The sequence below is a fragment of the Mesorhizobium sp. B2-3-15 genome (assembly GCF_006442875.1).
Classification (GTDB): Bacteria; Pseudomonadota; Alphaproteobacteria; order Rhizobiales; family Rhizobiaceae; genus Mesorhizobium; species Mesorhizobium australicum.
In genome coordinates this window covers 225,730-252,460 of the sequence record NZ_VFVO01000004.1, presented here as the reverse complement: position 1 = coordinate 252,460, position 26,731 = coordinate 225,730, and the positions used below count along the sequence as shown (strand labels likewise).

The following is a 26,731-nucleotide window of genomic DNA, read 5'->3' as shown; positions in this document are numbered from 1 at the left end:
TCAGGCCGCCGAAACCAGGTCGTTCGTGCGAGTGTCGCAGAACTGAGACACTTCGGTCGCAAACTCAGTGAGAACGCCCCAACTCGAAGCGCTTCAACTTGCGATGCAGAGTCGCCCGACTGATTCCGAGCGCCTCGGCGGCCGCTGAAATGTTCCCCGAGGTATGAGCCAGGGCTCTCTGAAGCGCAGCGCGCTCGGCCCGGTCGAGGCTGCCTTCCATCCCTTCGGCGCCACTCAGCACGTCCATTGCGGCCAAGCTTCGTGTCAGCGATCCTTGGGAAATGCCCAGCGCGATCCGCGCCGGTCGCGTCGCTCCGACCACGAGATCGTCGGAGTCGATCGCGATGAGCCCGCCGAGCCCACCATTCGTTTCCGGAAGGAGAAGGACGCGCGCACGGGGAAATGCCCGGCGAAAGTTCTCCGCCTCGATTCGCTTTGCGGCGTCCGCGACCGCGACCGAGATCAGATTGGTGAACGCCTCGGTGAGATCGGCGCGACAAGACGATACGTCAAGCGCCGCTGCGAGGTTGCCTTCGTGATCGTAGATCGGCGCTGTCGTGCAGCTCAGCAGCGTATTGCGTGCATAGAAATGCTGATCACGATGGATTGTCAGCGCTCGCCGCTCGGCGAGACATGTTCCGATGCCATTGGTGCCTTCGCTCTCTTCGCCCCAGACCGAGCCCGTCCACAGTCCCCATTCCTCGAAGGTCTCGTTGTCGGAGGCAGCGCCACGGCGATCCACCGGAACTCCGTCGAGGTCGGCCAGAAGCACGCAGCACCCAACGCCGCCAACCGCGAGATAGAGCCTGTCGAGGCTGGACTGCGCCGCCACTTGCAGCGGCTCTATCCTCTGCCTGGCTCTTCTGAACTCGGCTTCCGTCAGACGCTTGGGCGATTTGCGCTCGGCGGGATCAAGCCGGTGCAGGTTCGAGGAGCGTTGCCACGAAGCGACCAATGCCGATTTTGCTGCCGCGTCGGAATTGATCGCAGCCTGGACGCGATCTTCATGATGGCCGGCCGAGTGCCCGTTCACGCTGTCCTCCCGCTCTCGAAACTTTCCCTTGTCTGTTCGGTCACATTCTTTTTCAGGGAAATGCCCGTCATGGTGAAGCTTGTTTCCCAAGTTGGTCACCGAGCTGTCAATTCGTCGAAGGAACTAGTTTGTGCCATCCGGCGGCTCGGAGACCGTCCGCGGGAGTTCCATTGGCACGCCATCGGCCGCCAACTGCACACGTCTACAGGTGATAGGAGCCGTTGATATTGATGTGCGCAAATCAGCGTCAAATCGTTGGTCTTGCCGCAAAAAAAGAGGTCGGAAAACTTGTCAAACCCGCACACGATTGTGGCGCAAGGCGATTGCGCTCCGTCGGGGCCAGTAGGTCGCGGCCGAAAGAAAGCAACGGGCCCATCCACGCTTAGCCCGCACCTCCGAAGGCCGAGGTCACAGGTTTGAATCCTGTCGGGTGCGCCAATTGTAGCATAAATAGCAGATAGTTAGCCGAGGATTATTTAGCAATTGTCCTCGCGCTTGCGCGGAAGCGCTACGGAAGCACAAGAGGGCAGTACCAATTTCGATGCACCCCTCCTGTGGAAAAAATGCCATTGGTGTCTTATTGAGGGACTGGAAGAGGCCGCTGGTGCTCGCAAGGTACTTGTTGAGGCCGCAAAGAAGGCCGGTATTCTGGTTGAACGGGATTCTTGGGTTGAGTGCCGGTCGCTTTCCATCGGGTGTCGGCATTCCGTAGTATAGACAGAGCACTGAGGTCGGACCCGTCCATGTGCAACGATTACGAGCAGCATGTCGTTTGGTCCGACTATTGCCGGATGATGGCGTCGCTTGCGCTCAAAGTCCCCGCCCACCAAACCGAACTCGATTTGCCACAAGCAGACGACGTCCGCATCAATGATCCAGCGCCGATAATGCGCGTTGCAGACGATGCCATCGAACTGGCATCGATGACGTTCGGATTTCCACCGACAGGACCAAAGGGCGGCCCGGTGTTCAACTTCCGCTCCGAAGGCCGGCAATTCGGGAATAGCCAACGCTGCCTTGTTACCGCATCAGCGTTCTTCGAATTCACAGAAACGAAATATCCGAAGGCGAAACATCGCTTCACGCTGAACGGCTCTCCATTCATGGCCGTCGCTGGGCTTTGGCGCGAAGCTGTCGGCAACAAGCCGCCCACCTTCACCATGCTGACGACCGACCCCGGGCCGGATGTTGCGCCGTACCACAATCGATAGGTCGTGGTCCTTCAGCCCGAGAACTGGGCGGCTTGGATCAACCTGACGAAGGCCGAGGCTGAGCTTTTGCGGCCGCTTCCAGCCGGCTCGCTGTCGGTGGAGACAGTTCGCCCCGAAAGCTCGTGACTCAGCTGCGCAATATCTCCGGCACGCTTAGGGGACCAAGATTGACAACCGGTGTGTATTCGCCCGTACGGCGCCAGGCGCCCCGCACCTTTCCATTCTCCCGATCCCGCCTTGGATCGAACATCAGCCCATCGAAGTGATTACGGAACGCCTGTGCAGATGCGGCATCGCCGAAGCAGTGGAGCCGATAGGTTTCATATTTGCCATTCGGCCATTTCGCCTGCACGTGCCGCGTTTGGTGCTTAAGCCCTCGTTCCTGGCAGAACTTCCCGATCATGGTGAAGTTCCGCTCGGTGCAGAGATCGTCCGGCAACGCAACCTGGTGTGGCCAGTCGCGATCGATCGCCGACGGCGTTGGTAAGCTCCGACCTGCGTTTGATCACTATTCGAAATGCATGGACTGGCCGCGCATCATTGCCAAGATCAGCGCGATTGCAGGATTTGCCGGCGGCTTTTCCATATGCAAGGAACCGTCGAAATCGCGCCATGCCGCCATGCGCAATTCATCATCGTCATCGCTGGCGAATGGGTCGAAAACATGGGCATCGCAGGGATCTCGATCAATCTCGATGGTCCAGTCCTTAAGCGCTTTGCGTGCCATCTCTTTAACCTGTGCAAGGTCACTGGTGAAGAAGGGGATGCGGTCGCCATCCTCCGAGAGCGGCTCAACCCGATCCAGCGTCGGCCGCTCGGGAACCCAACCGAGAACGAAGGCAATATCGAAATCGATGTGGCGATCCGGACCGGTCGAAATCTCCAGGCGTTTGACGACATCAGGATAAAGTTGCTTCCGCTGCGGCCAGGTGTCTGGATCCGCTTGAGCTTGCAATTTCGTGCGGGGAATGTCGATCAATTCCATGATCTGATGGTGCGGAACTTTTTCTTCCGGCCAGCCCGCACAACATGCAACCGCGGCAGCCTCGTCGGCCTCCAACCAAATTGTGGCGGCTCGGTCCTCCTCCGCGGTAGGCTTATCGTCCTCGGGAAAGCCCTTAATATCCCAGCTTTCCAACGCAAACAGGCCTTCCGCACCCTGCAAAGCCGTAATGCCGGCGCGTTCAAACACTGCTTCTGCTGCCGCGATACCGCGCGCAAGCTCCTGCGCCGTGGCGTCCTCAATGTTCAAGCGAAGTTCCATGGTTCGCCTCCTATTGGGCTAGTCAGCCAATAGCAAACCATGGCCGGCGTCAATCGCGCTGGCCGGCGAAGCTATGGCGAAAACAGCGGAAGACAATTTTCGGATCGAGGTATGGGATCGCGAGGAGCAGGCTTTGTCCGAAACCATTTCGCGTTCCCCTGACTCGACAGTGAGTCAGGCAGCCTGGCAAGCCGCCATCCGGCGCCGGCCGGGCATGTTGCTGATCCACTACAACAGTCGGCATGTGATGGAGAAAATCCTGACACCAGGCGAAGTGAAGATCGCACCGCAGGCCATCATCGACGGCAGCGTTCACGCCGGTCTCGATATTGCGCTCGGAGATCTTCGCGAATGGCATGTGTTGCGGGCCTGGTGCAGATCCTGTTCGAACCATGCAACGGTAAAGCCTGCCGGGCTCATCGAACGCTATGGAAAAGGCGCTCTGTTCAGTTCAGTCGAGCGCGCGCTTTTCTGCACGAGTTGTGACAGGGGCGGGCCTGTCAGGCTGGAAATTCACAAGCTGCCACGCAATTGAGGCGAGCCGAAACGGTGCAAGACTGGCGGACCGCCGCGGACGGGGACAGTCGGTCCCGCGTCCCGTCCTGCGGCCGGCGCTATGCTGACGCTCCTACGGCTGTCCCGTTTACCGCCCGCGGCGGGGGCGAATTTCCTCCGTCCTCCGCGCGACACCCGTCCACCGTTGCGGACGCGCGAAGGACTGCGGCTTATACGCCGTTCTTGCTTGAACGCCGGCAGTCGCCGGCGTGGAGATAGAGGGAGGCGAAGCGCATCGTCTGGAAAGACAGGAGAGAAAAATGCTGTGACTGCCTACGCATTCCCGTCGGCTTCGCTCTCCTCGTCGATGGTGCGCACGCCGCGCCTCGGAGCGGCCATCTCAAGCTGTGCGTCTGAAATGGGATCGGAAGGAGAAGAATCGAAGCGATGGTGGGTTGGCGGCAGCCATCGCGGCATTGCTGGTGGGTTGGCAGCGTATGGTGCGCTGCACGACGACTTCGCGCTACCCGTTGGGTATCTCGACGGGCGAGATTTCCATTTTCATCGCGCGGCGGCCTGGCTGATGTTCGCCGGGTTCGCTTGCCAAGCTGCAGCTATCTTGGTCGCGGTCGATGCTGTTCCTGAAAATGATGAGCCTAGTGTGAAGAGTGTCCGCTCAGGGGCCGTGTATGGACGGCTCTCCGTTGGCAAGGGATTCTTTGAGCGTTGCCGTTGCTGGTTGGTGCGGCCATGTATCCGACCTGTAGGTGCGGCCTATCATGTGCCGCTGGCCATAATGCCATTCGCGCGTCTCAGGTCCCGATCGTAAGCTCGCACTCGAGGTGCACGGCCCCAGTGGGTTTTCCTGATCCGGCGGTATCAACCGGCTTTGTGCATTAGCTCCTGTCCGCCCTTTCCAACCTCGTCAGCGATCGCTCGCCTTATCTTGTTCTATGCGATGACCGGCTCCCTGTAGCGCTCGCCGTTCGTCATCAGTGCCCAGACCATCCGGGCGGTCTTGTTGGCCAACGCAACCGCCGCAACCTTGGCTGTTCGCCGCGCCATCAACTGCACGAGCCATGGCCCTCCTGGTACCGTTGCGCTCGGCATAGCGGATGACCGCCATCGCACCCACCACGAGCAACTGCCGCAAGTAGCGATTGCCGGCCTTGGAGATACTGCCGAGCCTCTCCTTTCCCCCGCTCGAGTTCTGCTTCGGCACGAGTCCGATCCATGCCGATAGACAGCGCCCCGACTTGAACGCATGCGCATCGGCGACCGTAGCCACGAATGCACTCGCCAGCAGCGGGCCGACGCCTGGGATCTCCATCAACCTGCGACCAAGCTCGGTCTCACGCGCATTCGCCCGAACCCTACGATCGTTCTCGAGTATCTGTTTCTTCACGACCCCGAGCTGCGCTCAAGCATGCCAAGGCATAGCCGCGCGTCAGCTGGTATCCTGGCCTCGTTCTCGTCGTTGACGACCACGAGCAGTTGCTCAATCCCATTCCGCCCGATCGGCGCTACGATCCCGAACTCGGATAGGTGTGCCCGCAACGCGTTCGATATCTGCGTGCGCTGGCGGTTGAGCATCAACCGGACCCGGTGCAGCATCATCACACTTTGCTGCTCGGGTGATTTCACAGGCACGAAGCGCATGGTCGGCCGAGTGACCGCCTCGCAGATCGCCTCTGCATCTGCGGCATCATTCTTCTGCCGCTTCAGATAAGGCTTCACATATTGTGCCGGCAGTAATCTCACATCATGGCCACGTGCAGTCAGTTCTCTCGCCCAATAATGCGACGAGCTGCAGGCTTCGATACCGACCAGGCAACGTGGCAGGCTCTCGAAGAATGCCATCACGCGCCCACGCGTCAGCTTCCTGCGAACGACAACCTCACTCGCCGCATCCACCCCGTGGATTTGAAACACTGACTTCGCAATATCCAGACCAATCGTCGTAACGTTGCCCATTATAGATCTCCTCCAGCTTCTGGCCCAACGATCATACCGCAGGGCGGGAGGAGAGCCGTCCACCGCATCACAAGCGGACTGACAGCTACCAGGAGGAGATCATCTAAAGCTGGCATCCCGCTGTCCAACTCATCTCGTCCGGAAGGGCGATTTGATGCGATCACTATCTAGAAAGCCGAATGCCAGCCTTCGCGACTTATATTAGTCCTGACGGGGAAGTGGCCTTCACGCGCTGGGCTCACATCGGGACTCAGGGCCGTCGAATAAATGCCGGGGTTCCAGGCACCGGATTGAGCTTCACGCGAAAGCTTGGGTGCAAGCGCCCGAAGGCGTTAGCCGAAAATATCGACGAGATGCCGCCACCTCGCCAAAGCTTTTTTGTCCGAGGCGCTGTCGGCGCATTTCGAGTGGCGACGCGGCGTTGATACTTGTTCTCGTCGCAGGGTTGCTCAACCGCTAACGGGCAACCGTATTCGCGCCCGTCGTCCCACAGATATTCTATCGATATCCAGGCGTGAAAGTAACGATGTTTCTCGAAATCAAGGAGATTCACCAAGCGCACGGCAATTTTTGATGCAAAGACCGGTGTTGAGTGGCAAGGTGCACTGGGGATATAGGGAGGCGGGGAGCCTGATGTACGCAAGTATGAGCCAGAAGCTGGCCAGCTATGGCCAGTGGACATACCGTGGCGCGTGGGCACTGGAGATCATAGCTTCAATCATTGGCCTTGCCACGGGTCTTGTATTGGGCGTCCAAGCCTTCGAAGCAAGTCAGTCTGCAACCGCGATGGACCTCATTCTGGCCAGTGCGCCGTTCTTCATCGTCTCGATCGCAGAGCTTACGAAGATTCCGATAGCCACCCTTTTGTACAGCGCCTCCTGGTTATGGAAGCCGTTTATCCTGGTGTTTCTTCTTCTTTTGGCCGGTATCACTTTTGAGACGGTCTTACTGGGCCTGGAGCGAGCCGGCACCCTTCGCGAACTGCAATATGAGGAGCTGGCCGATGGGATCGACACGCTTAACAGAGAGAGCGCGAAGCTGACCGCCTCCGATCAGACCGCGCAGCAGACTGACCAGGTCGCGAAGGCAAGGGCGGATCTGGAAGAGGTGAGTGCGCTTGCCGACAAAGCTCGCAAGGAGATTCAAGACCGCATCGCCGATGTCGATTCGGAACTCCAGGCTGCCACTGTGTTGACGCCGGAGGCGGCCAGAGCAAGAGAACAGGTTCGCGAGAGCGAGCAAAGGCGAGCGGACTTGATTGCCGAACGAGACGGCAAAGTTAAGCAGGCCGTAGAGGAGTTTGAAAGACAGAGGGACAGTTTCGTCCAGCGGATCAAAGACGCTCGAGAATCTGGCGATGCTGCGTCCGTGAAGCACTGGGAAGACGAGATCGGAAAACTTGCCAATCCTCGCACCAAGATGGAAGCGAAATACGAACCGCAAATCGTCGCCATAGATCAAGAGATCGCGGCCGCCCGAACAGAGTTCGACCGCTTGAGGGCCGAAAGCCCCGAGATGACCACCGACCAGAAGCAGGTGCTTCAAAACCGGCGAAGTGACCTCGAAAAGTCGCTGGACGCCACGGCCGCGGATTGGGAGCAGCGCCTCAACCAGGCGCGGAGTACGTTGGCTGCCGCCCAATCGGCGGAGGCCTCCCAGGATAAGGTATTGGCTGCAAATCAGGCGCGGCGCGACGAAATTGCGAGCCAATTGGGCGAACTTGAAAAGAAGCGGATCCCGCTCGCTCGAACAGACCAGATTCGACGCATCGCAGCTCGCTGGTACGGCGAAAAGCCGGAGGAAGTAAGCGAGGCCCAAGCAGGAAAGGTTGCGGCAATCTGGTTCGGCTCGCTCGCCGTAATTGCCGGATTGGCCGGTCCGATCACTGCCATGGTGGCTCTCGGCTTGCAGAGAATTGCAGCACAGGCCGAAGACCGCTCTGAGAGCCGGCTGTCGAGACTGATCAGACGAGTGCTATTAAGATGGCGCTGGCGCCGTGTTCGCACCGTTAAGGTCCCTTTTGAAGTGGTTGTCGACAGGGAGGTCGAGAAACGGGTTGAGGTTCCCGTCGAGAAGGTCGTGAAAGAAATCCTCTATGTGCCGGTTTTGACCGACGATCCTGATGCTCTTCGAAAGGCGCTGAACGAGGATTTGCCTGCGGAGGTCGCCGATCTCGTCAAGGTGTCTGCAAAGGGTGGTCGCAAACGTGCTGATCCGGCATAACACGGCCCTTTTTGAGCGGGCTGTTGATCTGGTCGTCAAACAGGCGGCCATCCCGACGCTGCAGGCTGAGGCTGCAGCGCATGACAAGATAGCCCGCGCAAACGCCTTCAGGAGGATGATGACGGGCGGTGCGATCGCGATCGCTGCTGTTGGTATCGGTTACGGGGCGGCGCTGTTCTTCGGGCGAGACCACCAGCTGCCTCCCGTCGTCGACACAACGCAAACCGAAAAACGCGACGACAGGATACCAACAACGGAGAAATTACCCCAGGACAGTAAGACGGAGCGGACGGAAGCGCCTGCCCCCGAAGTGACTCCCAAACCGGACACGACAACTCCGACTCAGGCTCCAAAACCACCTGACGTCGTAACCGCGGACTTCAACAAGTTCCTCACTCGAGAAATCGACTGGCAGGGTTCGCATTGGTCCTTGGTTTCTGGCCATCATTTCAATGACGAACACGATGCGACTTGGGACCATGCCTGGTGTTACACACGCCGGCTTGTTAATGGCGTCGATGTAAATGTGGACCTGGTGAACCGGGCCTCCCCAACGGCGCGGCCGCAGGCGCCGGTGTCGCCTTCGATGACTCTCGCGTCCATCGGTGTGAATGACGCATCAGCTTTGGAACTCGCTTCGAAATGCGTATGGCTCGACAAAAGCAGCTTCAGCGCCAATGACTACGAGGCCCCAGCGGGCCGAGCCGAGGCGGCCAACAAACTCGTTGCCCAGGATGGCTGGGATGCGATGGGCTCCGACCTCCCGAGTATGCCGCTATGGAATGTATCATTCGACCAATGTCAGACCCAATGCGAGGGCGACAATCGCTGCGCTGCCATCACATACGACAAAAAGCACTCTGCATGTTTCATGAAAGGGGACGCATCTGTTTTGGTGAAGGATCCAGATGCCACCATGGCAGCCAAGCAGGTTGTTGGGGGTAAACTTCAATACTCCAGTCTCGTTTTCTACAAGAACACCGTTGTGGTGGGTGAGTCCTATTCGAACGTCCCTAGCGCATATGCCGATTGTGTCATGGCATGTGCGATGGATCAGAAATGCTTGGGCTTCAATTTCGATTCCCCGAACAAGATGTGTTCAATGCTGGATCGGGTAGACTCGCTGGCCCTGTTTAAGGGGGTGGCTTCGGGGAGCAAGACAGCGGGGAATTGATGACCGTTAGGCGACCACACCCTAGGGCGCCGGCGCGGCCTCTGTTGGCTTGTGCGGGCGGCGTCGCCTATTCCTCTTGGGGAGTGAGGGCGTGGACAAATCCCGATACGACAATCGGTCCGACCAATGGCGCAAACGCAGAGGCGCACAACGACGACGTGCACGTCTGCTGGCGAGCATTCCGAAGCGGCTGGTGTTCGTGACGATAGCGGCGATTGCCGCCTACGTGACGCAGTTCGTCCTGCAGCACAGTGAAGACGCACCCGACCTGAATGTTTCCCACTGGATTGGACGTTCACCGGACCCGATCGCCGGGATTGCTTCGGTGATCGACGGCGACACGATCGAGATTCACGGACAGCGCATCCGCTTCAACGGCATTGACGCGCCCGAGACCGCGCAGCAGTGTGACGACTCCAAGGGCTTTCGATATCAGTGCGGCGTCAAGTCGGCCGTTGCCCTCGTTACGTTCCTGACCCTCTCCAGGCCCACGCACTGCACATTCGTCTCTTGGGACCGCTACGGCCGCTATGTAGGCGACTGCTACCGTACAGACGGCAAGAGCGTGGCCGGCTGGCTGGTCGAGAATGGCTTGGCGTTGGATTGGCCCAACTATAGTCACGGGGCCTATGCAGGGCAACAGGCGAAGGCCAAAGCGGCAAAGATCGGTCTGTGGGCTGGCGCATTTCAGGCGCCTTGGGAATGGCGGGCAGAGCACAGAGACGGCGTTAAGCCATCTAGCAGCCAACCGCTCGGTATTATCGGCGGCCCTCAGGTGGCGCAGAGCTACTTCTGCCAGCCGCGCCGAACCTGCCCGCAGATCAGCTCCTGCGACGAGGCGAACTGGTATCTGGCCAACTGCCCCTGGGGCGGGAAACTCGACCGCGACAAGGATGGCATTCCGTGCGAGAGCCTATGCTGAGATATGTGTAGGGTCGCCGACGAGAGCACACGAGACTTTTGGGAATCGTTGAGCCTACGGCCTCCCCTGGCATATGTTTTTTGAATAAAGCCATCCTTCGATATTCAAACTCTGAATTTGAAGTATAATGGCTTGGGTGGAGATTTCCGGCCAAGTGGGGCTGCACGGCGCAGAGCAGTTTACAATTGAGATTCCGCAGAACTTTCGCAGTTTTGTGGATGGTGCATTAGTTCGTGTCCAAGCTCAATATCCATCCCTTCGCTTTGTCGTATCGGCTGATCGACGTCGCTTGCATCTCTTCGAATGATTTGGACGACGTGCGCAAAAGCGTGCTCCATGCCGTCTACCGAGAGAAGATCTACGTTGAGACACTGCCACTTCGGCAAGCCTTGATCGAAGCGGTGACTGCGAAATGACCGTATGGCCACTCAAGTTTCGCGAGTGTGGCGGCGGCGAATTTCTCTTAACCGACCATGCCGGCGGGTTCTTCCTCAGCGATCAGTCATTTCTCGAACGGTATGTCGGCAACAATCTAACGTCGGCCGATCAGACTTTTCTCCGTGAAAATGGCCATTCCTTCGAACGGGAAGGCGACCCCGACTGGACGGCATTTTCCTTTCGATGGGCTCGACGCCAATCAAAGAGCAGCAGGAACTTTCGTACGTTATCCTCGTGCCAACGCTACGCTGCAATTTGACGTGCGGCTACTGTCAGGTTTCCCGAGCGCCGGAAACAGCACGAGGTTTCGACTGGAGGGACGAGACGCTGAACGCGGCTCTCGGCTTATCGGAGAAATGAAAGGGCCACGGATTAAGGTCGAGTTTCAAGGCGGCGAACCTTTGCTGCGTGTTGATCTGCTTGAATAGATACGCTCATTCACCCGGGCGACGTTTCCGGGCAGCCAGTTTGTGGTCTGCACAAATCTGCAACGCCTGGGCGATCGAGAATGGGCTTACCCAGAGCAAGCCGATACCTTCGTCAGCACCTCGCTCGACGGAGATCGAGATACCCATCAGCGCCAGCGCACCCACGATGATCCGACAACCGACACGTTCTTCAAAAACCTCGCCGAAGCCGTGCGTCGTCTTGGACCGGGTAAGGTATCCGCGCTTCCGACGATCGACGTTGATGAGCCGCCGGATTTCGAGGAGCTAGTCGGCAATTTCGAGCGCTACGGGATGCAATCGATCTATCTCAGGCCGATAAACCACCAAGGATTTGCTCGCCGCCGAAGAAGCGATCCGCATTCGATAGCCAAGTGGAATACGCTTCATTCCAGCTTCATCGACTACCTGATTGATCGCAACCACCGCACTGGTCGTTACGTCGAGGAATATTCTTTCAGCCACTGCCTAAGGAGATTCCTCAGATCGGGGGTTGACGATCATGTCGATCTTCGCAATCCCAACTTCTTCGCTTCGGACTACATAGTCATTGATCATGACGGGCAGCTTTACCCGACAGACGAGGCAAGGATGCTTTCGCGTATAGGGTACGTCGATCTGTCGATCGGCACGGTGACGGCCGGCATCGACCAGGCAAAGATCCGGTTGCTCAATAGTGCCTCGCTCAACACCTTTGATCAGGACTGCATCCACTGCGTCTATCAGCCCTTCTGCGGGACAGACGTTGTAGACGATCTGTCGAGGGTCGGACGAATTGACCTCGTTCGCACCGATACTGGTTCTGCCAGCGACATCTGCGCCTCTTCGACAAGGTTGTGGAGGTTATCAGTCGGCGGGATGAAGCCGCGCTTCGATCGGTCGCCAAATGGACCCGTGTGCCCTCGTGGGGGGATCACATGATCCCTGTGCATACATGATCCCTGTGCATACATGATCCCGCTCCGGCTCAAGATCGAGACTGACGTTGTAGATCCATATGTGGTTCGGCTGCGGTCGTGCGAAGGAATGCCTGAGCCGCTGGGCAACGTCAGTTGTCTGGATGCAGTATTGGAAACCGCCGACGGCGAAAAGGCGCTCTTTACGGGGGCGGCAGGCAGCCTTCACCTGTTTGGGGTCGATCCATCCGAGGTGGACGGTGATGTTGTGTTTGTCGTGCCATCCCGCAAAACGGCACATCGGCTAATCCGGGCGAACTCTCGCCACAACACACTTTTGAGCACCGAACGCTGCGACCAGCTGTGCGTGATGTGCTCGCAGCCACCGAAAAAGCAGCACGTCGACATGTTTCTTTTTTTCGAGACGGCCGTGCTTCTGACGCCGGAGGATTCAATCATTGGCCTGTCAGGTGGAGAGCCGACGCTTTTCAAATCGGAGCTATTCCACTTCTTGCGAAAGACGATGGAGCAGCGGCGTGACATCAACTTTCACATCCTGACCAACGCGCAGCATTTTGAACGCGATGATCTCGCTAGGCTCCGTGATTTGGATTTAAGCCGAATCCTTTGGGGGGTTCCCGTCTACTCGAGCGACAGCGCGACCCACGATCATGTCGTCGGAAAGCCAGGAGCCTTCAATCAGGTAAGGAACAACCTTTCTATCCTTTGCGAGGCTGGGGCAAAAATCGAGTTGCGAACCGTACTTATGAAGCCCAACGCACCCGGGCTGCTGGACCTAGCCAGGTTCGTGACGGTTGCCCTGCCATTCATCGACACGTGGGCAATCATGCAGCTCGAAAATATCGGCTATGCTCGCAAGGACTGGGATTCTCTGTTTTTCGATAGTTCCTTGGGCTTCGACTTGGTGAGCAAGGCGCTGGATTTATCGATCAGCCGTGGCATCGACACCAAGCTCTACAATTTCCCGCTGTGCACTGTTCCTCCTGACTATCGCGCATTCGCACCATCCACGATTTCGGATTGGAAACGGGCTTGAGGAAGCGAACGAAAATCGAGGACATCCGGCGTGTCGAACTGGTCGCGGCCGCGCACCGTGTGTTCCTCGTGCATGGGCTGCAAGGTATGACTTCGGCCCGCATATGCCGTGAAGCCGGCATGTCGCCGGGCATCCTGGCTTATTATTTCAAAGGCAAGGACGAGGTTCTCTTCGGGATAGTGCGGCACAACAATCGGATCCTGATGGAGGACGTCGTCGCGAAATTGAGGGCAGCGAAGACACCCTGGCAGCGGTTCATCGCCGTGGTCGAGGGAAACTTCCCCGAGAATGCATTCGAACCGAACGTGGCGAAGGCTTGGCTGTCCGTCTGCGCGGCGGCTGCCAGCAGTTCTCAATTCGCGCTTTTGCAGGCGATCTTCTATCGGCGCCTGAAGTCAAACCCGAGTTCGGCGTTCGCGGGTGTGCTTGATCCCACGAGCCTGCGCGCAGCTTCGTTGGCGGTCGGTGCGCTGATTGACGGCATGTGGCTCCGCAAGGCTGCGGGTGACGACGTTTCCCGCGATCAGGCCATCGAGATAATCGTGGCGCATATCAAAGGCACTTTGACCGGCGAGGCGCTGGAATGGCTCACCAGTGCCGAAGGTTGAACTAGTTTCGGTCAAGGTCGTCCAAGCGGGGATAAATCTTTGCGCCGCACTTCCCGTCTCCAGGCATCGGGTCCATCGAGAAAGATGGCGATCACTTCAAATGGGTGCCCAGAGACAAGCCCAAGTAGGCATGCCATCAGAACGACATAGCCATATTCCTTGGCGACTTCGCCACCGGCCGTCATCGAAAGTTTCGTGGCACCTTTGCTGGCTTAAGTCCAGGAGATGATGTCATCACGAAGCGGTGACGACTGTAACGAACACTGGGCGGGCTGCGAAGGTTGGGTATGAGCGGCAAGCGTTTGCGGCTCGCCTCGCTCGAAGTTTCGATGCGAGTTGGATTCAACTCAGCTGTCCTCCCAAGGAACCCACAATCATGATCAACAGGCGTACTTTCTCGACCGCGCTTGCCGCTGGAATGGCAACAACCCTGCTGGCCGGCGCCGAGAAGGCCCGAGCGCAGACAGGCTCCAAAATTCGCAATGTCGTCCTGGTGCATGGCGCGTATGCCGATGGCTCGTGCTGGTCGGAGGTAATTGGCATTCTTCAGAAGGCCGGCCTCAACGCAACCGCCGTCCAACATCCGCTGACCACTCTGGAGGCCGGTGTCGAGGCAACGCGGCGCGCGATCGCGCTTCAGGACGGACCAACCGTGCTTGTCGCACATTCCTTTGCCGGCATGATCGTCACCGAGGCAGGGGTGGATCCGAAGATCGCTTCACTCGTCTACGTCGCGGCGCGTGCACCCGACGCCGGCGAAGACTATACCGCACTCGCCAAGACTTTCGCGGCGCCGCCGGCCTCTGCCGGCCTCGTCTGGTCCGGAGGCTATGGCAAGCTCAACGAGGAGGCTTTCCTGCGGGATTTCGCCGGCGGTATTCCTCGCGAGAAGGCGCGCATTCTTTATGCCGCCCAAGCACCGATTTCAGACAAGCTTTTCACCGGAAAGACGACACAGGCGGCCTGGCGCTCGAAGCCGAGCTGGTACGCCGTCTCGGCCCAGGATCGCACGATCAACCCGGATCTCGAGCGCTTCATGGCCAAGCGCATGAACGCAAAGACCATCGAAGTGAAGGCAAGCCACTTGTCGCTGATTTCTCATCCGCACGAGATTGCCCAGCTCATCCTGGAAGCTGCGGGGCGGCAAAGCGCCTGACGCGGCTTCGGATTGAGGGCGGCGCGCAAGCCGCCGCCTCCGCGGTGCGTCCCAGTCAGTCAAGCGAACTGGCGGGACCTGTTCGCTAACGCCGAGACGCGATTCATCACGTCCCTGCGATTGGCCGGTTCACACCTTAGAAAGACGACGGCCAGTCGTTTGTTGCCAGAGAAGCCACAAAAATGGAGCCAATGATGTTTCAAAGCGACGATGGTAGCGAAATGGGCGACTTCCGGAGTCGAAAACGGAAACTCTCCCACGAGCCCAACCGGCAAAGGCGTTGGGTCCGGAGCCTTCCGGATTGTAGCGCCCGCACATCGTTCGGAGCGTGTCGGCTGCGATCTCGATATGGTCTGACGGCTTTGGCCCCGTGATCCGCAATCTCCCGCGGCTGCCAGGGCGTGCAAGGCTGGCCAGCAGCGTCCACGAGCCAGGAGGCGGCGGTATCTCTCCACGCCTCGAAATCCAATTGTGGCGCTGCGATCCCCTGCAAATCCGGGGTGGCGAGCGACGGATCGCTCTTCCAGAAGAAGGTCGCTTCTCCGCCGCTGTTGCGAAGCGGGAGCGGCGTCCGATATTCAAAAACGCAGGGAACCGCGATGTGGTCCTGAAAATTGCGCCCAACGCCCGGGAGATGCTGCACCACCTCGATGCCGGCCGCGGTCAGGTCGCGCTCATCGCCGATACCCGATTGCATCAGCACCTTGGGCGTGTTGATGGCACCGAGCGAAAGAACTGTCTCGCAGCGTGCCAAGGTCCGATGGATAACGCCCTCGTGGACAAACGCCACCCCGACGGCGCTTTTACCCTCCAGGAGGACGCGCGTCACCAAGGCGCCGGTGAGCACGGTGAGGTTCTGCCGGTCCATATAGGGGTAGATATAGGTGCGAAAGACCGACTGGCGGCGGCCGTCGCGGATGCGGAGATTGAACAGGGCGGCACCGCCGTTGCCTTCCATCATTTGGCCGTTGTGGTCGTCGAAGGTCGGAATGCCGACGGTTCTGGCGGCGTCCACTACCGCCGGCGCCACAGGATGCGGATCACGCGCCGGCTCGACATGGACGAGACCGCCCTTGCCCCGCCGCAAGGGGTCCGGCACCCCTTGCCAGTCCTCGATGCCGCGAAAGATGCCGAGAACGGCATCGTAGCCCCAACCCGGATCGCCGGCTTGTTTGGCGAAATAGTCCCAGTCGTTCCGGTGCCCGCGCGCCCAATTGGTGACGTTGACGCTCGAGCCGCCGCCCAGCACCTTGCCCATGGAGAGCGGCAGCCGACGGCCGTTGAGCAATGGATTGGGCAAGGCTTCAAATCCCCAATCACGTCTCGTGCCGAAATTGGCCGGCCATTGTCCCGGGTCCCAGACGCGTTGCACGTCATCGGTCCCGCCGGCCTCGAGCAACAGCACCGAGGCGTCGCCGGTCTCCGCGAGACGGCGCGCCACCACCCATCCCGATGATCCTGATCCGCAAACGATGAAATCGTAGGACGGTCGGATATCGGCCGCGAGTTGGCGCTGGTTGGCGTGGATACGAACATCGAGCTCGGATGTTGCGGTGGTTCTTCCCGACGTCATGCTGGATCTCCGTGTGGGCGGGTGTGCGCGGACATTTTTGAGAATGGCGGCACGAGCTTCGCCGCCCTCCAGGTAGGGCCGAGATTCCGAATGATCGAGATCGGCGTCCGATCGTGCACTATTTCGCCAGGTGCGCTGGCTGCTGTTCCGGCAGACGGCCGTGTTGAACAGCCGCGTAAAGGATCTCTCCGCGACTTAGGCCGATGTCCGCAAGCAGGCGGTCGTCCAATTGCAGCAGTTTCATGATGTCGCGCCGGATCTGACGCCGATGCCTGAACCAAGCCGCAAATTGTCTGACTGGTTTCAGCAGACCCGCGCCCCAAGAGGAGATGCTGGGATCCGGCCCTGTTGAACCAATGCGGGGGTGACGCGTCTCCGAGGAGACGCTTGCGTCAAACATTCGGCGTCCACGGTCCCTGACCGGGAGCGCGGCAATGTGCCAGCCGGATGGTATATCACTTGCGCATGCTGGCGCCGCCGTGCCTGACGCCCCAGCCCAACCTAAGCGAGCCCCAGCCTTGAGAAAACGATTGGAACAAAAAGGGATCAAACGCATTCCCTAGGCTACGACAGGAGATTGCAATGGAAGACTTGCGCGCAAAAACCGATGCAAACGTCGAGAAAGATCCCGACCAATGGGTGAGTGGTGACGACCCGATGACGCCGTCCCAGGCCTCCTATCTGAAAACCCTGTGTGAGCAGGCTGAGGATCAGGAAAGCTTTGCAGACAACCTCAGCAAGGCAGAGGCGTCTAAGCGCATAGATGCACTGAGGGCAAAGCTGAAACTTTAAGCACCGGCTCGGGCGCTCTATCGTTACCAAACTTGACCTTCCGTCTCGCGCGATGGAGCGGTCGCGATTGCCAAGCCGTTCCTGATATTGCTGGCAATTTGCGGGAACTTTTGGCAGGGCGAGACCTTCTCCATGTTCGAAACCACAGGAGGAACGAGTGGCCAATCTAGGAAGACTTGCGATCGCTATGCTGGGGGTTTTGGCTTATCAAAACCGCGACAAGATCGCGGAGGCGATCCGCGGAGCGGGAGAGCGCGATCGCAATAATCCGCAAGGCGGGATACTGGACCAGGTGTCGAAGGGCCTATCCGGCACCGCGCTGGGCGATATTCTTGACCGCTTTAGAAATGCAGGTGCCGGGTCGAAGGTGGACTCCTGGGTTGGCACTGGGCCGAACCAGCCGATCGAGGCGCACGAGGTGGAAACGGCGATTGACGCTCAGACACTGGAAGCACTTTCCCGCCAGACCGGCCTCTCGCGCGAGGAGCTGATTGCAAGGATTACCAGGGATTTGCCCGATGCGGTTAACCAGATGACCCCGGACGGCACCCTCCCAGCAGACCACCGAACAAAAGTCCCAGACCAGCCCAACCTGCTCGACGACGTGCCTTCCCGGCGATACAAAGCTAATTCCACATGACGGAAGCGGACTGGAGAGGTGCGAAACCGAGGAGATTGGATCGAGCGAGCAATGGCAGCCGGAAAGTAGGGACAAGCGAAACGCCTATTGTGGATCGCCAGACTGCGAAGGCTATGTCGGAGCTCGACCTCTTGGCAGTGCTGCTTGATTCGCGCTGGCGCATCCCGGGAACGCCAATTCGGTTCGGACTGGATGCCCTGGTAGGCCTGGTGCCTGTGCTGGGAGATACAGCAACCGGTTGATCTCGGCTTACATTGTGCTGCGAGCCCGCAAATGCGGCGCTGGGAAGCTGTTGGTTGCTCGGATGTTGGCCAATGTGCTGTTTGATACCGTCTTGGGAAGCGTGCCCGTCCTCGGATCGGTCTTCGATGTTTACTACAAGTCGAACAACCGCAACATCCGCCTGCTTCGTGGCCATCTAAGCCGTCAGGTTGCTGAACGGTAGTTCGCAGGGCATCACCCATGCGGCGTTCGCGACCGGGAAGCGGCCGGTGTTGGCCGGAGACGATGCCGTTGCCGCCAACTTGGAATGTTTCATCCAGCCGCACTCTCGGAACTGGCTGCGGAATCTGCGCCACCTTTGTCGATGTGGGTTCAATGAGTTCGGCAAAATCGGTGAAGACCGATCTTTGTTGCGCCGCTGGCAAATCTGCGCAGCGATCAGGTGATCGGTAAGGTCGATTCCGACAAAGACAGCCAGCGCTTTGCTGAGGTGATCGGAGCTATGCCGCTTTTGCGCCCGATGCCTAGGAACCATGAACCGACCTGCTGGTTTGGACAGCACGCCGGGTGGTCGGCGTGGCAGTTAATGGAGAAACCCAATGACACGAGCATTCACGACTACAGTATTGGCGGCCGCGTTCGCTATGCTCGCCCCGTCCGCCTTTGCGCAATCGGCGGATGTTCCCAAGCCCGCATCACCAGCCCAGGATCGGACGGCGGACGAAGCCGGACAGAACCAGCAAGCAATGCGTCAAATGATGCGCGAGATGATGGATGAGATGCTGCAGGAAAAAACAGCAAAGGATCGAGACCCCGAGGCAGATTGGCGACACAGGGGCCCAAGGCTTCAGGACGACGAGATGAGCGATCGTGATACGGGACGTATGAAGCACGGCCGCAGGGCGGGAGCCGATATGATGCAGGGTGCCAAAATGAGGATCACGTTCGCCATCATGGACACCGACGGTGATGGTACACTGTCGCGGACGGAGGTTCAGGATTTCATTGGGCGAATTTTCAACGCTGTCGACGAGGACGGCGATGAAAGCGTCGACATGCAGGAACTCCAATCCTTTTTCCGTCCCGGAGGAGACCAGGACCGACGTTAGCACCGACAGGTTGTACCTCGGCCTGCTCGACGTCTGAAGCTAGGGCCCACAGGAGATGGCTCGGAGCACGGTATTTGGCTCCCCACCGTCTCATGCTCCGCCGATACTCGGTAGGATCAACGGGGTAAAGACCTGCGCAGAGCTCGCACGAGGCTGGACGGCTGTGCCCGTCGACGACCATAGGTCAAGCATTCCAAAGAAGTGGCTCTAGGCAAGCATTGCGAGGTTTAGGGGCAAAGATGCATCTGGTCCAGATTCTGCTACCTCGCGCCGACAACGCAGGAAAGCCCTTCGCCAAGCAAGAGTTTGACCGTGTGAAGGAGGAGCTCGCGCTCCGCTTCGACGGTGTCACCGCGTATTTGCGCGCGCCTGCGGAAGGTGTGTGGAGGCAGGGAGCAGACGAGATCGTCATCTTCGAGGTTATGACTCACGAAGTCGATCTGCCCGATTGGCAAAGGCGGCGTTCGGAATTGGAGCGGCGGTTCCGCCAAAAGCAGGTTGTGATTCGGTATCTGCCGATGGCTTTGGTCTAGCGCCTGCGGCAATGGTGTGGCCCAGACGATGACCGAGTGCATGCCGCTTCACGTCTGAGGTATACTGCAAGGCAGCTTCGGACTCAGTGCGCCAAACCGCTGATTCAAACTCAGTCAACGGTGGCTCGGCTGTCCTCAAAGGACGATGGCTAGCTGACGGTCTGCACTTCCTGACGGCCACTTTGACAAGATAAACGCCTAGCTCATGCGAGCGGTGCGCATATCGTCAACGACGTCTGGGGTCTGCAGCGCGAGCCCGACATTGCGCGGGTGGCGGCCGAAACCGGCGCCGGGCTCGTCATCATGCATACCGGACGGGATCGCGACAAGCTGCCCGATGTGATCGCCGACCAGCTGGCGTTCTTGGGAAAATCGCTTGAGATCGGGCGCGGCAAGGTGTTGCCGACGGCCATATCGTGCTCGACCCCGGCTTCGGCTTCGCCAAGGAGACGGCGGAGGAAAACCTCGATCTGATGGCACGGTTTGCCGAGCTTGGCGCGCTCGGCTTCCCGCTGATGGCCGGTACGTCGCGAAAGCGTTTCATCGGCACCGTCACCGGCCGCGACGCCGCCGACCGGGCGGCCGGCACGGCGGCGACCAGCGTCATTCTCCGGCTCAAGGGCGCGCATCTGTTTCGCGTCCATGATGTCGCAATCAACGTGGACGCGCTGGCGGTGGCGGATGCTATGCTGGCGCGGGAAACCGGATCGGAACGCTGAGCCATGTATGTCATCCGCATGAAGAATTGCGCCTTCTTTGCCCGGCATGGCGTGCTGGACGAGGAAGAAGCGCTGGGGCAGCGCTTCTATGTCGATGCCTCGCTCACCGTCGAGCCGGGACGCGCGCTCGTCGATGACGCCATCGGGGAAACCGTCAACTACGGCGTCGCCTTCACCGTCATCGAGGAGATCATCACCGGACACCGGCGCTTCCTGATCGAGGCGCTGGCCCTGGAAGTCGCGAAGGCTCTCACCGGGCGCTTTCCCCAGATCCGGAAAGCCGAGGTCACCGTTCGCAAGCCCAATGCGCCGGTGCCTGGCGTGCTCGATTACGTCGAGGTGACCGTTGTCTGGCCCGAATAACACCGTCTATCTGAGCCTCGGCGGCAATCTGGGCGATCCGGCGGCGTCGCCCTCAAGCTCATTTCCTGTAAATTTGCATGTTGGAAGATCCCTCTGGACAGGGTTCGAACTGCCTCAACCCTGGCTTCGTCAACGCACCGCACCTTCTGCCGCCCAGCGTCACCGGTCAGCCGCCGGCGAGACGGACGACGTGTCAGGGCTCGTTGTTGCCCAGACGCACTGCTACTTGGTGGGGTATCACAAAGATCCGCTTGCCTTAACACACGTTAGTTTCTTCCGCTTGCTTCCAACTTATAAAGTCGAGCGATGAGTGATCCCCGGCAAGCACGCAAGATCTATTTGGAAGCAGCTCACCTCGGTAGCCGTCGGGCGCGGGCGAGCGCTGAAGACTTGCTTCGTACCATTGAGGAGACACGGCGCCTTATCCAAGCGTCCCGCGACTTGCTGTCGCGGCTCAAAGCGGCTGAGCTTCGAACCTGATCACCACCCTCAGAAGCCGCTCTGATCTGCTGACAGATTGTGTGGGAACATCCCCATGCGGCAGGGCGTCCCTGGCCATCTCGGCCAGTGCTGTGATTGGCTCTCGCTGGGCGGCTTCCAACCGGGGAAGCACTGTGCCCTCGGTACCCAAAGACTTTGCCGGTATCGCCGAGGTCGAACAAGCGGGCCTTTCGGGCGTGCGAATGAAGCCGATAGTCGGAGGTTGGTTGCGTGGAAAAGGTCACGCTCATCGGTTCGCTGGCAGCGCTGTGCTCAATGACCAGTTTTGCCCCGCAAGCCTGGAAGATCATCAAGACCCGGGACACGGCTGGCATATCCGCGTGGATGTATGCCATCACTGTGCTGGGCTTCGTGCTGTGGCTGACTTTCGGCATCATTAAAGGCGAATGGCCCATCATAGTCACCAACGCTGTCTGCCTCGTGCTCGCCACTTTTATCCTGCTGATGAGGGTCCTTCCCAGTTCCAAGAGGGAGATGGTGGCGGACGCAATCGATCCTTCGCCTGGCTCCGAGAGGCCTCGCCCGCCCGCGTCCTGAGGCCTGTCTCGTTAGCTTGACCCGGCCCTACAGAGTTCGCCCGCGTCGGTGGCGTCTCGCGGCATGGCGGGGATGTCACGTGCCACAGAAGGTCTGCAGAACGCGCTCGTGCGGCTTGGGTGGTTTCGCATAATAGGACAGCGTGGGCTGTTCCTCGAACGGCCGTGACACGACTGCCAACAATTGCTCGAAGATTCGGAAGTCATCGTCCTCCACCGCAGCCTTGATCATTGTCTCTACGCGATGGTTGCGAGGAATGAACTTGGGATTGCTGCCGTGCATCGCGGCTTTGCGCGTCGAGGTGGCGCCGCCGTCCCGCGCCGAGCGATTTCGCCAGCGCATCGACCAGGCATCGAAGGGGCCGGGATCCTCAAACAGCCGCCTCGCGGTAGCTTGGGCGCCAGGGATGTCGAGGTCATCTCCCAGCAAGCGGAAGGTGAGCGTGAAATCCGCTCGCCCACGCGCCATCACATCCAACAGATCGTTGGCAAGGTCCAAGTCACCGTCAGCTTCATTCAGCAGCCCAAGCTTTGTCCTGAACCCGCGATGTAAAATAGCTTCGTAGCGAGCGTGAAATTCCCCTAGTGCCTGCTCGGCCTGCGAGATTGACTCACCCTCGCGCTCGCTCAGGAGCGGCAGCAGGGTCTCGGCGAAGCGTGCCAGATTCCAGACTGCCACCCGAGGTTGGTTGCCGTAGGCGTAGCGGCCATATTGATCGATGGAGCTGAACACCGCTTGCGGATCGTATGAATCCATGAACGCGCACGGTCCATAGTCAATCGTCTCTCCGGATATCGACATGTTGTCGGTGTTCATGACGCCGTGGATGAAGCCGAGCAACATCCACCGCGCCACCAGTTCCGCTTGCGCCGCGATCACAGCCTCGAGCAGAGCCAGGTAAGGTCTCGGTTTCCTGGCCGCCTCGGGAAAATGACGCTGGATGGCATAGTCGCAAAGAAGCTTCAGCGCTTCTACATCATTGCGGGCGGCAAAGTATTGGAAAGTGCCGATACGGATATGACTCGCCGCCACCCTGGTCAGCACAGCCCCTGGCAGCTGACGCTCGCGGTAGACTGGGTCCCCGGTAAGCACCGCCGCAAGACTTCGGGTGGTCGGTATGCCAAGCGCAGCCATTGCTTCGCTGACCACGTATTCACGAAGCACCGGACCAAGCGCAGCACGGCCATCGCCGTTGCGCGAAAATCGGGTCGGTCCTGAACCCTTCAGCTGGATATCCCGACGCACGCCGTGCATATCGACGACCTCGCCCAGCAGTGCTGCGCGTCCGTCGCCCAGTTGGGGGACGAAGTTGCCGAATTGGTGGCCAGCGTAGGCTAAAGCTATAGGGTGCAGTCCATCTGGAAAATTGTTCCCGGCAAGCACGGCGATCCCAGCAGGGCTCCCGAGGTGATCGGGATCAAGCCTTAACTCCAGAGCTAGGGGCTCGTTCAGCCGGATTAGCCTGGGGTTTGAAACCGGGTGGAGAGGGGCACGCGCGAAGAAATGATCCGGTAACTGGGCATAGCTCTGCTGAAAGGGCCAGATCGGGCTCCGCATGGCTGATCCGGCTGTGGATGAAGGCATGAGGTTCTCCTTCGCTGTGGCAGAGGTCGGAACCATGTCGATCACTGCGTCGATGCCGATGTCAACCCGCGGCCGCCGGCTCGCTCCCGGTTCATCCCGCGGCTTTGTTGGCTTTCCCGAACTTCTGCTCCGGTGCTGCCGCCGCACCCCCGCTCCAAACGCCTGCAGCGCGCATGGCTGGCTAAGGCGTCGTTCCTGCCCTGTGCTACCGCACGCGCGGCTACAGCATTTGGCCTGCTTGGGTTTCAAAGGGGCGGCCTGCATTTCCCTAACCGCCTTCTCGGGTCGCAGGGCACTGCTCCAGTGCTCCTGCTTCACCTTGTGCTTTGATCGGGCCATCTGTGGAGAACCGAATGCCGCCCGCTTCAAATGCATTTCGAATCGCTGAAAGTTTACGCGGGCCAGGCACTCGCCGACCGCTTTCGAAATCTCGTATCGCACCTTCGCTGAGGCCTGACTTCACGGCGAGCCGCACCTGCGGCCAATTCAGCAGACCTCGCGCTATCCGCGATTGCTCCGGCGTCAGATCAGTCACCGAACTCTCTTCTCGCCATCGAGCCCGAGCCCATTTGATGCATCGGACGGCCCCAGGCTGCTCCCCAGGATGCGTCTCAGCGCGGCCAACCGCGACGACGGCGACATCACGGCCGCCCATATATCTGCGCGAGCCAGGTCTGCCGGTTCCTAACCAGTTCTAAGCCTCCCCGAGGAGGAGGTGTCTGCCGCTGCGAGACGTCGAGCGAGAGGGCTGGGGTTCTACGTCTCGTGCGCATCGGGGCCCGGAGATGAAAATTGGACGCATTGGCGAATTGAAGGTGGAGGTCATGAGATCCCTCGATCAGGTTCTCCGAACCGAAATCAACCCAATTTGTTCCGGCTCGATGCCCGTGACGGCCGCAGTATAAAGAAAAGCGTGAGCGGAAACTGCTCAGCATTCCTCGCTACGCACTTCGACGCCGTCGGCTTCCCGAGGGGAGAGAAACGAACCTGGAATGTACGTCAAATGTCTACAGTCAGGACGCCCCCAGGATTCCCTCCTATGACGCTCGAGCCTGTGCGCGGCATTGTCCAAAAGCTCGTGAAAGGGACCGGAGTGACGGCGGCACAAGCACTGGAGTTCATTTCGCTGCTCGGGACGAATTGCGCATCCTCGTCCGAGAGGCGAAAGCTCTGGCCAAGGGTCCAGGCGCCCCGGAACTGCAGCCGTTGAGTTGGCAAACGCCTCGGGCCCTTTAACAGGTCCTTCCCAGACCGGGTGCAAGGAACATTAGCGCCCAGCCCAAGTTCGGCACGTAACGCAATCCGGTCACGAAAATTGACACAGGCCACTTCCCCGAACGTTTTGATCCGTAAGCTTCAGACAATCTGTGATCTGACGCAGTCAGATATCGGCATTTTAGAGGCGATCGAATTCCAGAAGCGGGACTTTCAGGCCGATCAGGACATTGTGCGCGAAGGAGATCGCCCCACCCATTCATTTGTGATCCTGGAGGGTCTGGTGGGGTCCACAAAATTGACTGGGGAGGGTAAACGGCAGATCACATCGTTCTTTGTTCCGGGCGACATTCCTGATCTCCACGGAATGCACCTGTCTGTTTTGGATTGTACCTTCTCACCACTCACGCGCGTCAGCGTTGGCTTCATGCGGCATGATGCGTTGCGGGCCATTTGCGACCAACATCCTTCGATTGCGACGGTGTTTTGGCGCTCGACGCTGATCGACGCGGCTATATATCGAGAGTGGGTCACCAACGTTGGAAGGCGCGACGCGTATGCCCGCATGGCGCATATTCTGTGCGAACTCATCGTCCGCCTTCGCGCTATGGGGCTCATCAAGGACCATGTGGCGGAGCTTCCGATTACGCAGGCGGAACTTGCCGACGCCTTGGGCTTGTCGACCGTGCACGTGAACCGAACGCTGCAGGATCTTCGAGGCGACGGACTGATTGTTACCGAGGGCTCCCGATTTCACGCTGTTGACTGGCCTGGCCTCGTTCGAGCCGGAGACTTTGAGACCGCCTACCTGCACCAAAGGAACGCGACGAGCTTGTGAGGTGGAGGTGGGTTCTATGGCGAGATATTTCTTTGACACCTACGAAAGCGATGCGGTCATCAAAGATGAGACAGGCATCGAATGTGGGGGGATCGAAGCCGCACGAAACGAGGCGCTAGCAGGTCTGATCGACTTGACTCGAGACTCCCTGAAGGACGTCGACGGGCATCAATTGGCGATTGAAATCCGGGACGAGAATGACAAGAAGCTGGTCAGGCTGAGCCTCTCTCTTCAAATGCTGCTATCGAGCCGTCCTAGTGCTCCGACGGCCGAGCCGTGATTTGCTGAACGTCAGGACAAGGCTTAGCCCATTGTTTCATTGCTGCTGGAAATTGCGGAGAGATGACCCAGCCGGTACGCGACACAGCGGGGGTCGAGACGTCGCTACAGAGACCAGGTTTCGCGGAAGGCGACCGGTGCTGGCGCCAGTCGCGGCCCATTCAAAAGATGCCAAAACATCTGCTGCAAGCGCACAAGGCTCAAAAGCAGCGAGAAAGTCCAAGTGAAGACGCTTCAAAGCAAGCCGGCAGCATTTCGATTGTCGGATTGGTACCAACTCCCCTTCACTTATCATTTGAGCTTGCTCGGCCCGATACCCGGCTTAGTCTGTAAACGGCTCTATCAGTCCGGCCTGCGGACGCTTCAAAGTTGACTCTGGTGTTTTACGCGTTTGCGCCATCCGTCGATGGTCAGCGCGACTCCGGTGACGAACCGCCCCCCAGAACAGGGATGGATGTCATGCTTCAAGACCAAACCGATAGCCGAAAAATTCTCCAGGTTGCGGCAGATGAACTTTCCGACGCAACAGATCCACGCCTGATTGCCGCGCTCAGATTGGTCGCCCGCTCCTATCGAGCGCAATCCGTCGAGGCTGCAGATGATCTGGTGGAGCTCACGCTCCGCACCGCCATTCAGGAGGCGGAGGGGCGACCTGAGGAAATCAGTCTGTTCAACTGGCTCAGCGCTATTATGGCGCGATATCGAAAGTGAGAGCGCCGGGGGCCGCCGTCCCGCTCCCAACCTGCAGGCACGTCAAATTGCCCTTCCGATGCACCCAGCCAGGCGCGGCGTCTTGCTCGTCCGGGCAGGTCGGGATGCTCGTCGGGAGCGCTGCTTCCAAGAGTGCCGCTGTCTGAGATCCCACGCCGGACGTGACCTCCTTGCTATCGCCACCCAATGCTGAAATTGCCCGGCATCATGGAAAACCA

General features: G+C 59.2%; 26 protein-coding genes and 3 pseudogenes. 21 read left to right on the top strand and 8 right to left on the bottom strand.

The features are described 5' to 3' along the window. Positions 1–64 precede the first annotated feature (64 nt). A complete protein-coding gene (locus tag FJ954_RS10730; RefSeq protein WP_140619313.1) occupies positions 65–1,033 on the bottom strand; it encodes a helix-turn-helix domain-containing protein in 969 nt (322 codons plus the stop codon). Positions 1,034–1,776: 743 nt separating this feature from the next. On the opposite strand from FJ954_RS10730, the pseudogene FJ954_RS10725 reads away from it, so the two are divergent. After that, positions 1,777–2,370: pseudogene (locus FJ954_RS10725) on the top strand (SOS response-associated peptidase family protein). Position 2,371: 1 nt separating this feature from the next. Here the strand turns inward: FJ954_RS10725 and FJ954_RS10720 are convergent. Both FJ954_RS10720 and FJ954_RS10715 read right to left on the bottom strand, forming a co-directional pair. Beyond that, on the bottom strand, positions 2,372–2,647 hold the full coding sequence (locus FJ954_RS10720) for a hypothetical protein (RefSeq protein ID WP_140661300.1): 276 nt from the start codon (positions 2,645–2,647) through the stop codon (positions 2,372–2,374). 105 nt (positions 2,648–2,752) lie between these two features. Further along, positions 2,753–3,508, bottom strand: a complete 756-nt coding sequence (locus FJ954_RS10715; protein ID WP_140619257.1) for a hypothetical protein — start codon at positions 3,506–3,508, stop codon at positions 2,753–2,755. Between the two features lie 73 nt (positions 3,509–3,581). On the opposite strand from FJ954_RS10715, the gene FJ954_RS10710 reads away from it, so the two are divergent. Next, positions 3,582–4,043, top strand: coding sequence for a hypothetical protein (locus FJ954_RS10710; RefSeq protein ID WP_140619315.1), 462 nt, complete (start codon positions 3,582–3,584; stop codon positions 4,041–4,043). Positions 4,044–4,954: 911 nt separating this feature from the next. Here the strand turns inward: FJ954_RS10710 and FJ954_RS10705 are convergent. Beyond that, positions 4,955–5,977, bottom strand: a pseudogene (locus FJ954_RS10705) (IS110 family transposase). Between the two features lie 645 nt (positions 5,978–6,622). Here FJ954_RS10705 and FJ954_RS10700 point away from each other — a divergent pair. The 7 genes from FJ954_RS10700 to FJ954_RS10665 all read left to right on the top strand — a co-directional run bounded on the left by FJ954_RS10700 (position 6,623) and on the right by FJ954_RS10665 (position 14,897). Continuing rightward, a complete protein-coding gene (locus FJ954_RS10700; protein WP_140619259.1) occupies positions 6,623–8,200 on the top strand; it encodes a hypothetical protein in 1,578 nt (525 codons plus the stop codon). Continuing rightward, complete coding sequence (locus FJ954_RS10695) at positions 8,184–9,374, top strand: PAN domain-containing protein (RefSeq protein WP_210243315.1); 1,191 nt, start codon at positions 8,184–8,186, stop codon at positions 9,372–9,374. The genes FJ954_RS10700 and FJ954_RS10695 overlap by 17 nt, the downstream gene beginning before the upstream one ends. Before the next feature lie 91 nt (positions 9,375–9,465). After that, on the top strand, positions 9,466–10,296 hold the full coding sequence (locus FJ954_RS10690) for a thermonuclease family protein (RefSeq protein ID WP_140661298.1): 831 nt from the start codon (positions 9,466–9,468) through the stop codon (positions 10,294–10,296). Between the two features lie 908 nt (positions 10,297–11,204). After that, positions 11,205–12,101 carry a hypothetical protein gene (locus FJ954_RS31960; RefSeq protein WP_246681049.1) on the top strand — a complete coding sequence of 299 codons (897 nt, stop codon included), beginning with the start codon at positions 11,205–11,207 and terminating at the stop codon, positions 12,099–12,101. Between the two features lie 105 nt (positions 12,102–12,206). Next, a complete protein-coding gene (locus FJ954_RS10680; protein ID WP_181177798.1) occupies positions 12,207–13,133 on the top strand; it encodes a radical SAM protein in 927 nt (308 codons plus the stop codon). Next, positions 13,118–13,741, top strand: coding sequence for a transcriptional regulator BetI (betI, locus tag FJ954_RS10675; RefSeq protein WP_181177797.1), 624 nt, complete (start codon positions 13,118–13,120; stop codon positions 13,739–13,741). The genes FJ954_RS10680 and betI overlap by 16 nt, the downstream gene beginning before the upstream one ends. Before the next feature lie 373 nt (positions 13,742–14,114). After that, positions 14,115–14,897 carry an alpha/beta hydrolase gene (locus FJ954_RS10665; RefSeq protein ID WP_140619319.1) on the top strand — a complete coding sequence of 261 codons (783 nt, stop codon included), beginning with the start codon at positions 14,115–14,117 and terminating at the stop codon, positions 14,895–14,897. 199 nt (positions 14,898–15,096) lie between these two features. Here the strand turns inward: FJ954_RS10665 and FJ954_RS10660 are convergent, their stop codons facing one another. Together FJ954_RS10660 and FJ954_RS10655 are read right to left on the bottom strand one after the other, a co-directional pair. Beyond that, on the bottom strand, positions 15,097–16,338 hold the full coding sequence (locus FJ954_RS10660) for a GMC family oxidoreductase N-terminal domain-containing protein (RefSeq protein WP_348641127.1): 1,242 nt from the start codon (positions 16,336–16,338) through the stop codon (positions 15,097–15,099). A gap of 250 nt (positions 16,339–16,588) precedes the next feature. Beyond that, positions 16,589–16,870: a DUF1127 domain-containing protein gene (locus FJ954_RS10655; protein ID WP_246681048.1), complete on the bottom strand. Its 282-nt coding sequence runs from the start codon at positions 16,868–16,870 to the stop codon at positions 16,589–16,591. Positions 16,871–17,052: 182 nt separating this feature from the next. On the opposite strand from FJ954_RS10655, the gene FJ954_RS10650 reads away from it, so the two are divergent. The 9 genes and pseudogenes from FJ954_RS10650 to FJ954_RS10610 all read left to right on the top strand — a co-directional run bounded on the left by FJ954_RS10650 (position 17,053) and on the right by FJ954_RS10610 (position 21,886). Then, positions 17,053–17,262: a DUF3072 domain-containing protein gene (locus FJ954_RS10650; RefSeq protein WP_140619266.1), complete on the top strand. Its 210-nt coding sequence runs from the start codon at positions 17,053–17,055 to the stop codon at positions 17,260–17,262. Between the two features lie 157 nt (positions 17,263–17,419). Further along, positions 17,420–17,902 (top strand): YidB family protein, encoded by a 483-nt coding sequence (locus FJ954_RS10645; RefSeq protein WP_140661295.1) that lies wholly within the window; start codon positions 17,420–17,422, stop codon positions 17,900–17,902. After that, positions 17,899–18,144, top strand: a complete 246-nt coding sequence (locus tag FJ954_RS32350; RefSeq protein ID WP_348641126.1) for a DUF4112 domain-containing protein — start codon at positions 17,899–17,901, stop codon at positions 18,142–18,144. Before FJ954_RS10645 ends, FJ954_RS32350 begins: the two co-directional genes overlap by 4 nt. A gap of 14 nt (positions 18,145–18,158) precedes the next feature. Further along, entirely contained in the window at positions 18,159–18,347 is a 189-nt protein-coding gene (locus FJ954_RS31955; protein WP_246681058.1) for a DUF4112 domain-containing protein, read from the top strand. A gap of 376 nt (positions 18,348–18,723) precedes the next feature. After that, on the top strand, positions 18,724–19,233 hold the full coding sequence (locus tag FJ954_RS10635; RefSeq protein WP_140661294.1) for an EF-hand domain-containing protein: 510 nt from the start codon (positions 18,724–18,726) through the stop codon (positions 19,231–19,233). A gap of 239 nt (positions 19,234–19,472) precedes the next feature. Next, complete coding sequence (locus FJ954_RS10630) at positions 19,473–19,766, top strand: hypothetical protein (protein WP_140661293.1); 294 nt, start codon at positions 19,473–19,475, stop codon at positions 19,764–19,766. Positions 19,767–19,961: 195 nt separating this feature from the next. Then, positions 19,962–20,485 (top strand): annotated as a pseudogene (gene folP, locus FJ954_RS10625) (dihydropteroate synthase); the annotation flags it as partial. A gap of 3 nt (positions 20,486–20,488) precedes the next feature. Further along, on the top strand, positions 20,489–20,848 hold the full coding sequence (gene folB, locus FJ954_RS10620) for a dihydroneopterin aldolase (protein ID WP_023773903.1): 360 nt from the start codon (positions 20,489–20,491) through the stop codon (positions 20,846–20,848). A gap of 711 nt (positions 20,849–21,559) precedes the next feature. Continuing rightward, on the top strand, positions 21,560–21,886 hold the full coding sequence (locus FJ954_RS10610; protein ID WP_140620524.1) for a SemiSWEET transporter: 327 nt from the start codon (positions 21,560–21,562) through the stop codon (positions 21,884–21,886). A 75-nt stretch (positions 21,887–21,961) separates the two neighbouring features. Here FJ954_RS10610 and FJ954_RS10605 read toward each other — a convergent pair whose 3' ends face one another. Beyond that, the gene (locus FJ954_RS10605; protein WP_246681047.1) at positions 21,962–23,470 is read right to left on the bottom strand and encodes a protein adenylyltransferase SelO; all 1,509 of its coding nucleotides are present in this window, start codon (positions 23,468–23,470) and stop codon (positions 21,962–21,964) included. Between the two features lie 268 nt (positions 23,471–23,738). Further along, on the bottom strand, positions 23,739–24,125 hold the full coding sequence (locus tag FJ954_RS10600) for a helix-turn-helix transcriptional regulator (RefSeq protein WP_140661292.1): 387 nt from the start codon (positions 24,123–24,125) through the stop codon (positions 23,739–23,741). A 660-nt stretch (positions 24,126–24,785) separates the two neighbouring features. Here FJ954_RS10600 and FJ954_RS10595 point away from each other — a divergent pair. The 3 genes from FJ954_RS10595 (at position 24,786) to FJ954_RS10585 (ending at position 26,513) form a co-directional block, all read left to right on the top strand. Further along, a complete protein-coding gene (locus tag FJ954_RS10595) occupies positions 24,786–25,523 on the top strand; it encodes a Crp/Fnr family transcriptional regulator (RefSeq protein ID WP_140661291.1) in 738 nt (245 codons plus the stop codon). Between the two features lie 16 nt (positions 25,524–25,539). After that, positions 25,540–25,803, top strand: coding sequence for a hypothetical protein (locus FJ954_RS10590; RefSeq protein ID WP_140620521.1), 264 nt, complete (start codon positions 25,540–25,542; stop codon positions 25,801–25,803). 368 nt (positions 25,804–26,171) lie between these two features. Continuing rightward, positions 26,172–26,513 carry a hypothetical protein gene (locus FJ954_RS10585; RefSeq protein ID WP_140620519.1) on the top strand — a complete coding sequence of 114 codons (342 nt, stop codon included), beginning with the start codon at positions 26,172–26,174 and terminating at the stop codon, positions 26,511–26,513. Positions 26,514–26,731: the final 218 nt, after the last annotated feature.

Excerpts from the sequence above, each read along its gene's own strand:
- FJ954_RS10720 (WP_140661300.1), bottom strand. The coding sequence starts at position 2,647 with ATGATCGGGAAGTTCTGCCAGGAACGAGGGCTTAAGCACCAAACGCGG.
- FJ954_RS10715 (WP_140619257.1), bottom strand. The coding sequence starts at position 3,508 with ATGGAACTTCGCTTGAACATTGAGGACGCCACGGCGCAGGAGCTTGCG.
- FJ954_RS10710 (WP_140619315.1), top strand. The coding sequence starts at position 3,582 with ATGGCGAAAACAGCGGAAGACAATTTTCGGATCGAGGTATGGGATCGC.
- FJ954_RS10700 (WP_140619259.1), top strand. The coding sequence starts at position 6,623 with ATGAGCCAGAAGCTGGCCAGCTATGGCCAGTGGACATACCGTGGCGCG.
- FJ954_RS10680 (WP_181177798.1), top strand. The coding sequence starts at position 12,207 with ATGCCTGAGCCGCTGGGCAACGTCAGTTGTCTGGATGCAGTATTGGAA.
- FJ954_RS10655 (WP_246681048.1), bottom strand. The coding sequence starts at position 16,870 with ATGTTTGACGCAAGCGTCTCCTCGGAGACGCGTCACCCCCGCATTGGT.
- FJ954_RS10650 (WP_140619266.1), top strand. The coding sequence starts at position 17,053 with ATGGAAGACTTGCGCGCAAAAACCGATGCAAACGTCGAGAAAGATCCC.
- FJ954_RS32350 (WP_348641126.1), top strand. The coding sequence starts at position 17,899 with ATGACGGAAGCGGACTGGAGAGGTGCGAAACCGAGGAGATTGGATCGA.
- FJ954_RS10635 (WP_140661294.1), top strand. The coding sequence starts at position 18,724 with ATGACACGAGCATTCACGACTACAGTATTGGCGGCCGCGTTCGCTATG.
- FJ954_RS10630 (WP_140661293.1), top strand. The coding sequence starts at position 19,473 with ATGCATCTGGTCCAGATTCTGCTACCTCGCGCCGACAACGCAGGAAAG.
- folB (WP_023773903.1), top strand. The coding sequence starts at position 20,489 with ATGTATGTCATCCGCATGAAGAATTGCGCCTTCTTTGCCCGGCATGGC.
- FJ954_RS10605 (WP_246681047.1), bottom strand. The coding sequence starts at position 23,470 with ATGCCTTCATCCACAGCCGGATCAGCCATGCGGAGCCCGATCTGGCCC.
- FJ954_RS10600 (WP_140661292.1), bottom strand. The coding sequence starts at position 24,125 with ATGGGCGGCCGTGATGTCGCCGTCGTCGCGGTTGGCCGCGCTGAGACG.
- FJ954_RS10590 (WP_140620521.1), top strand. The coding sequence starts at position 25,540 with ATGGCGAGATATTTCTTTGACACCTACGAAAGCGATGCGGTCATCAAA.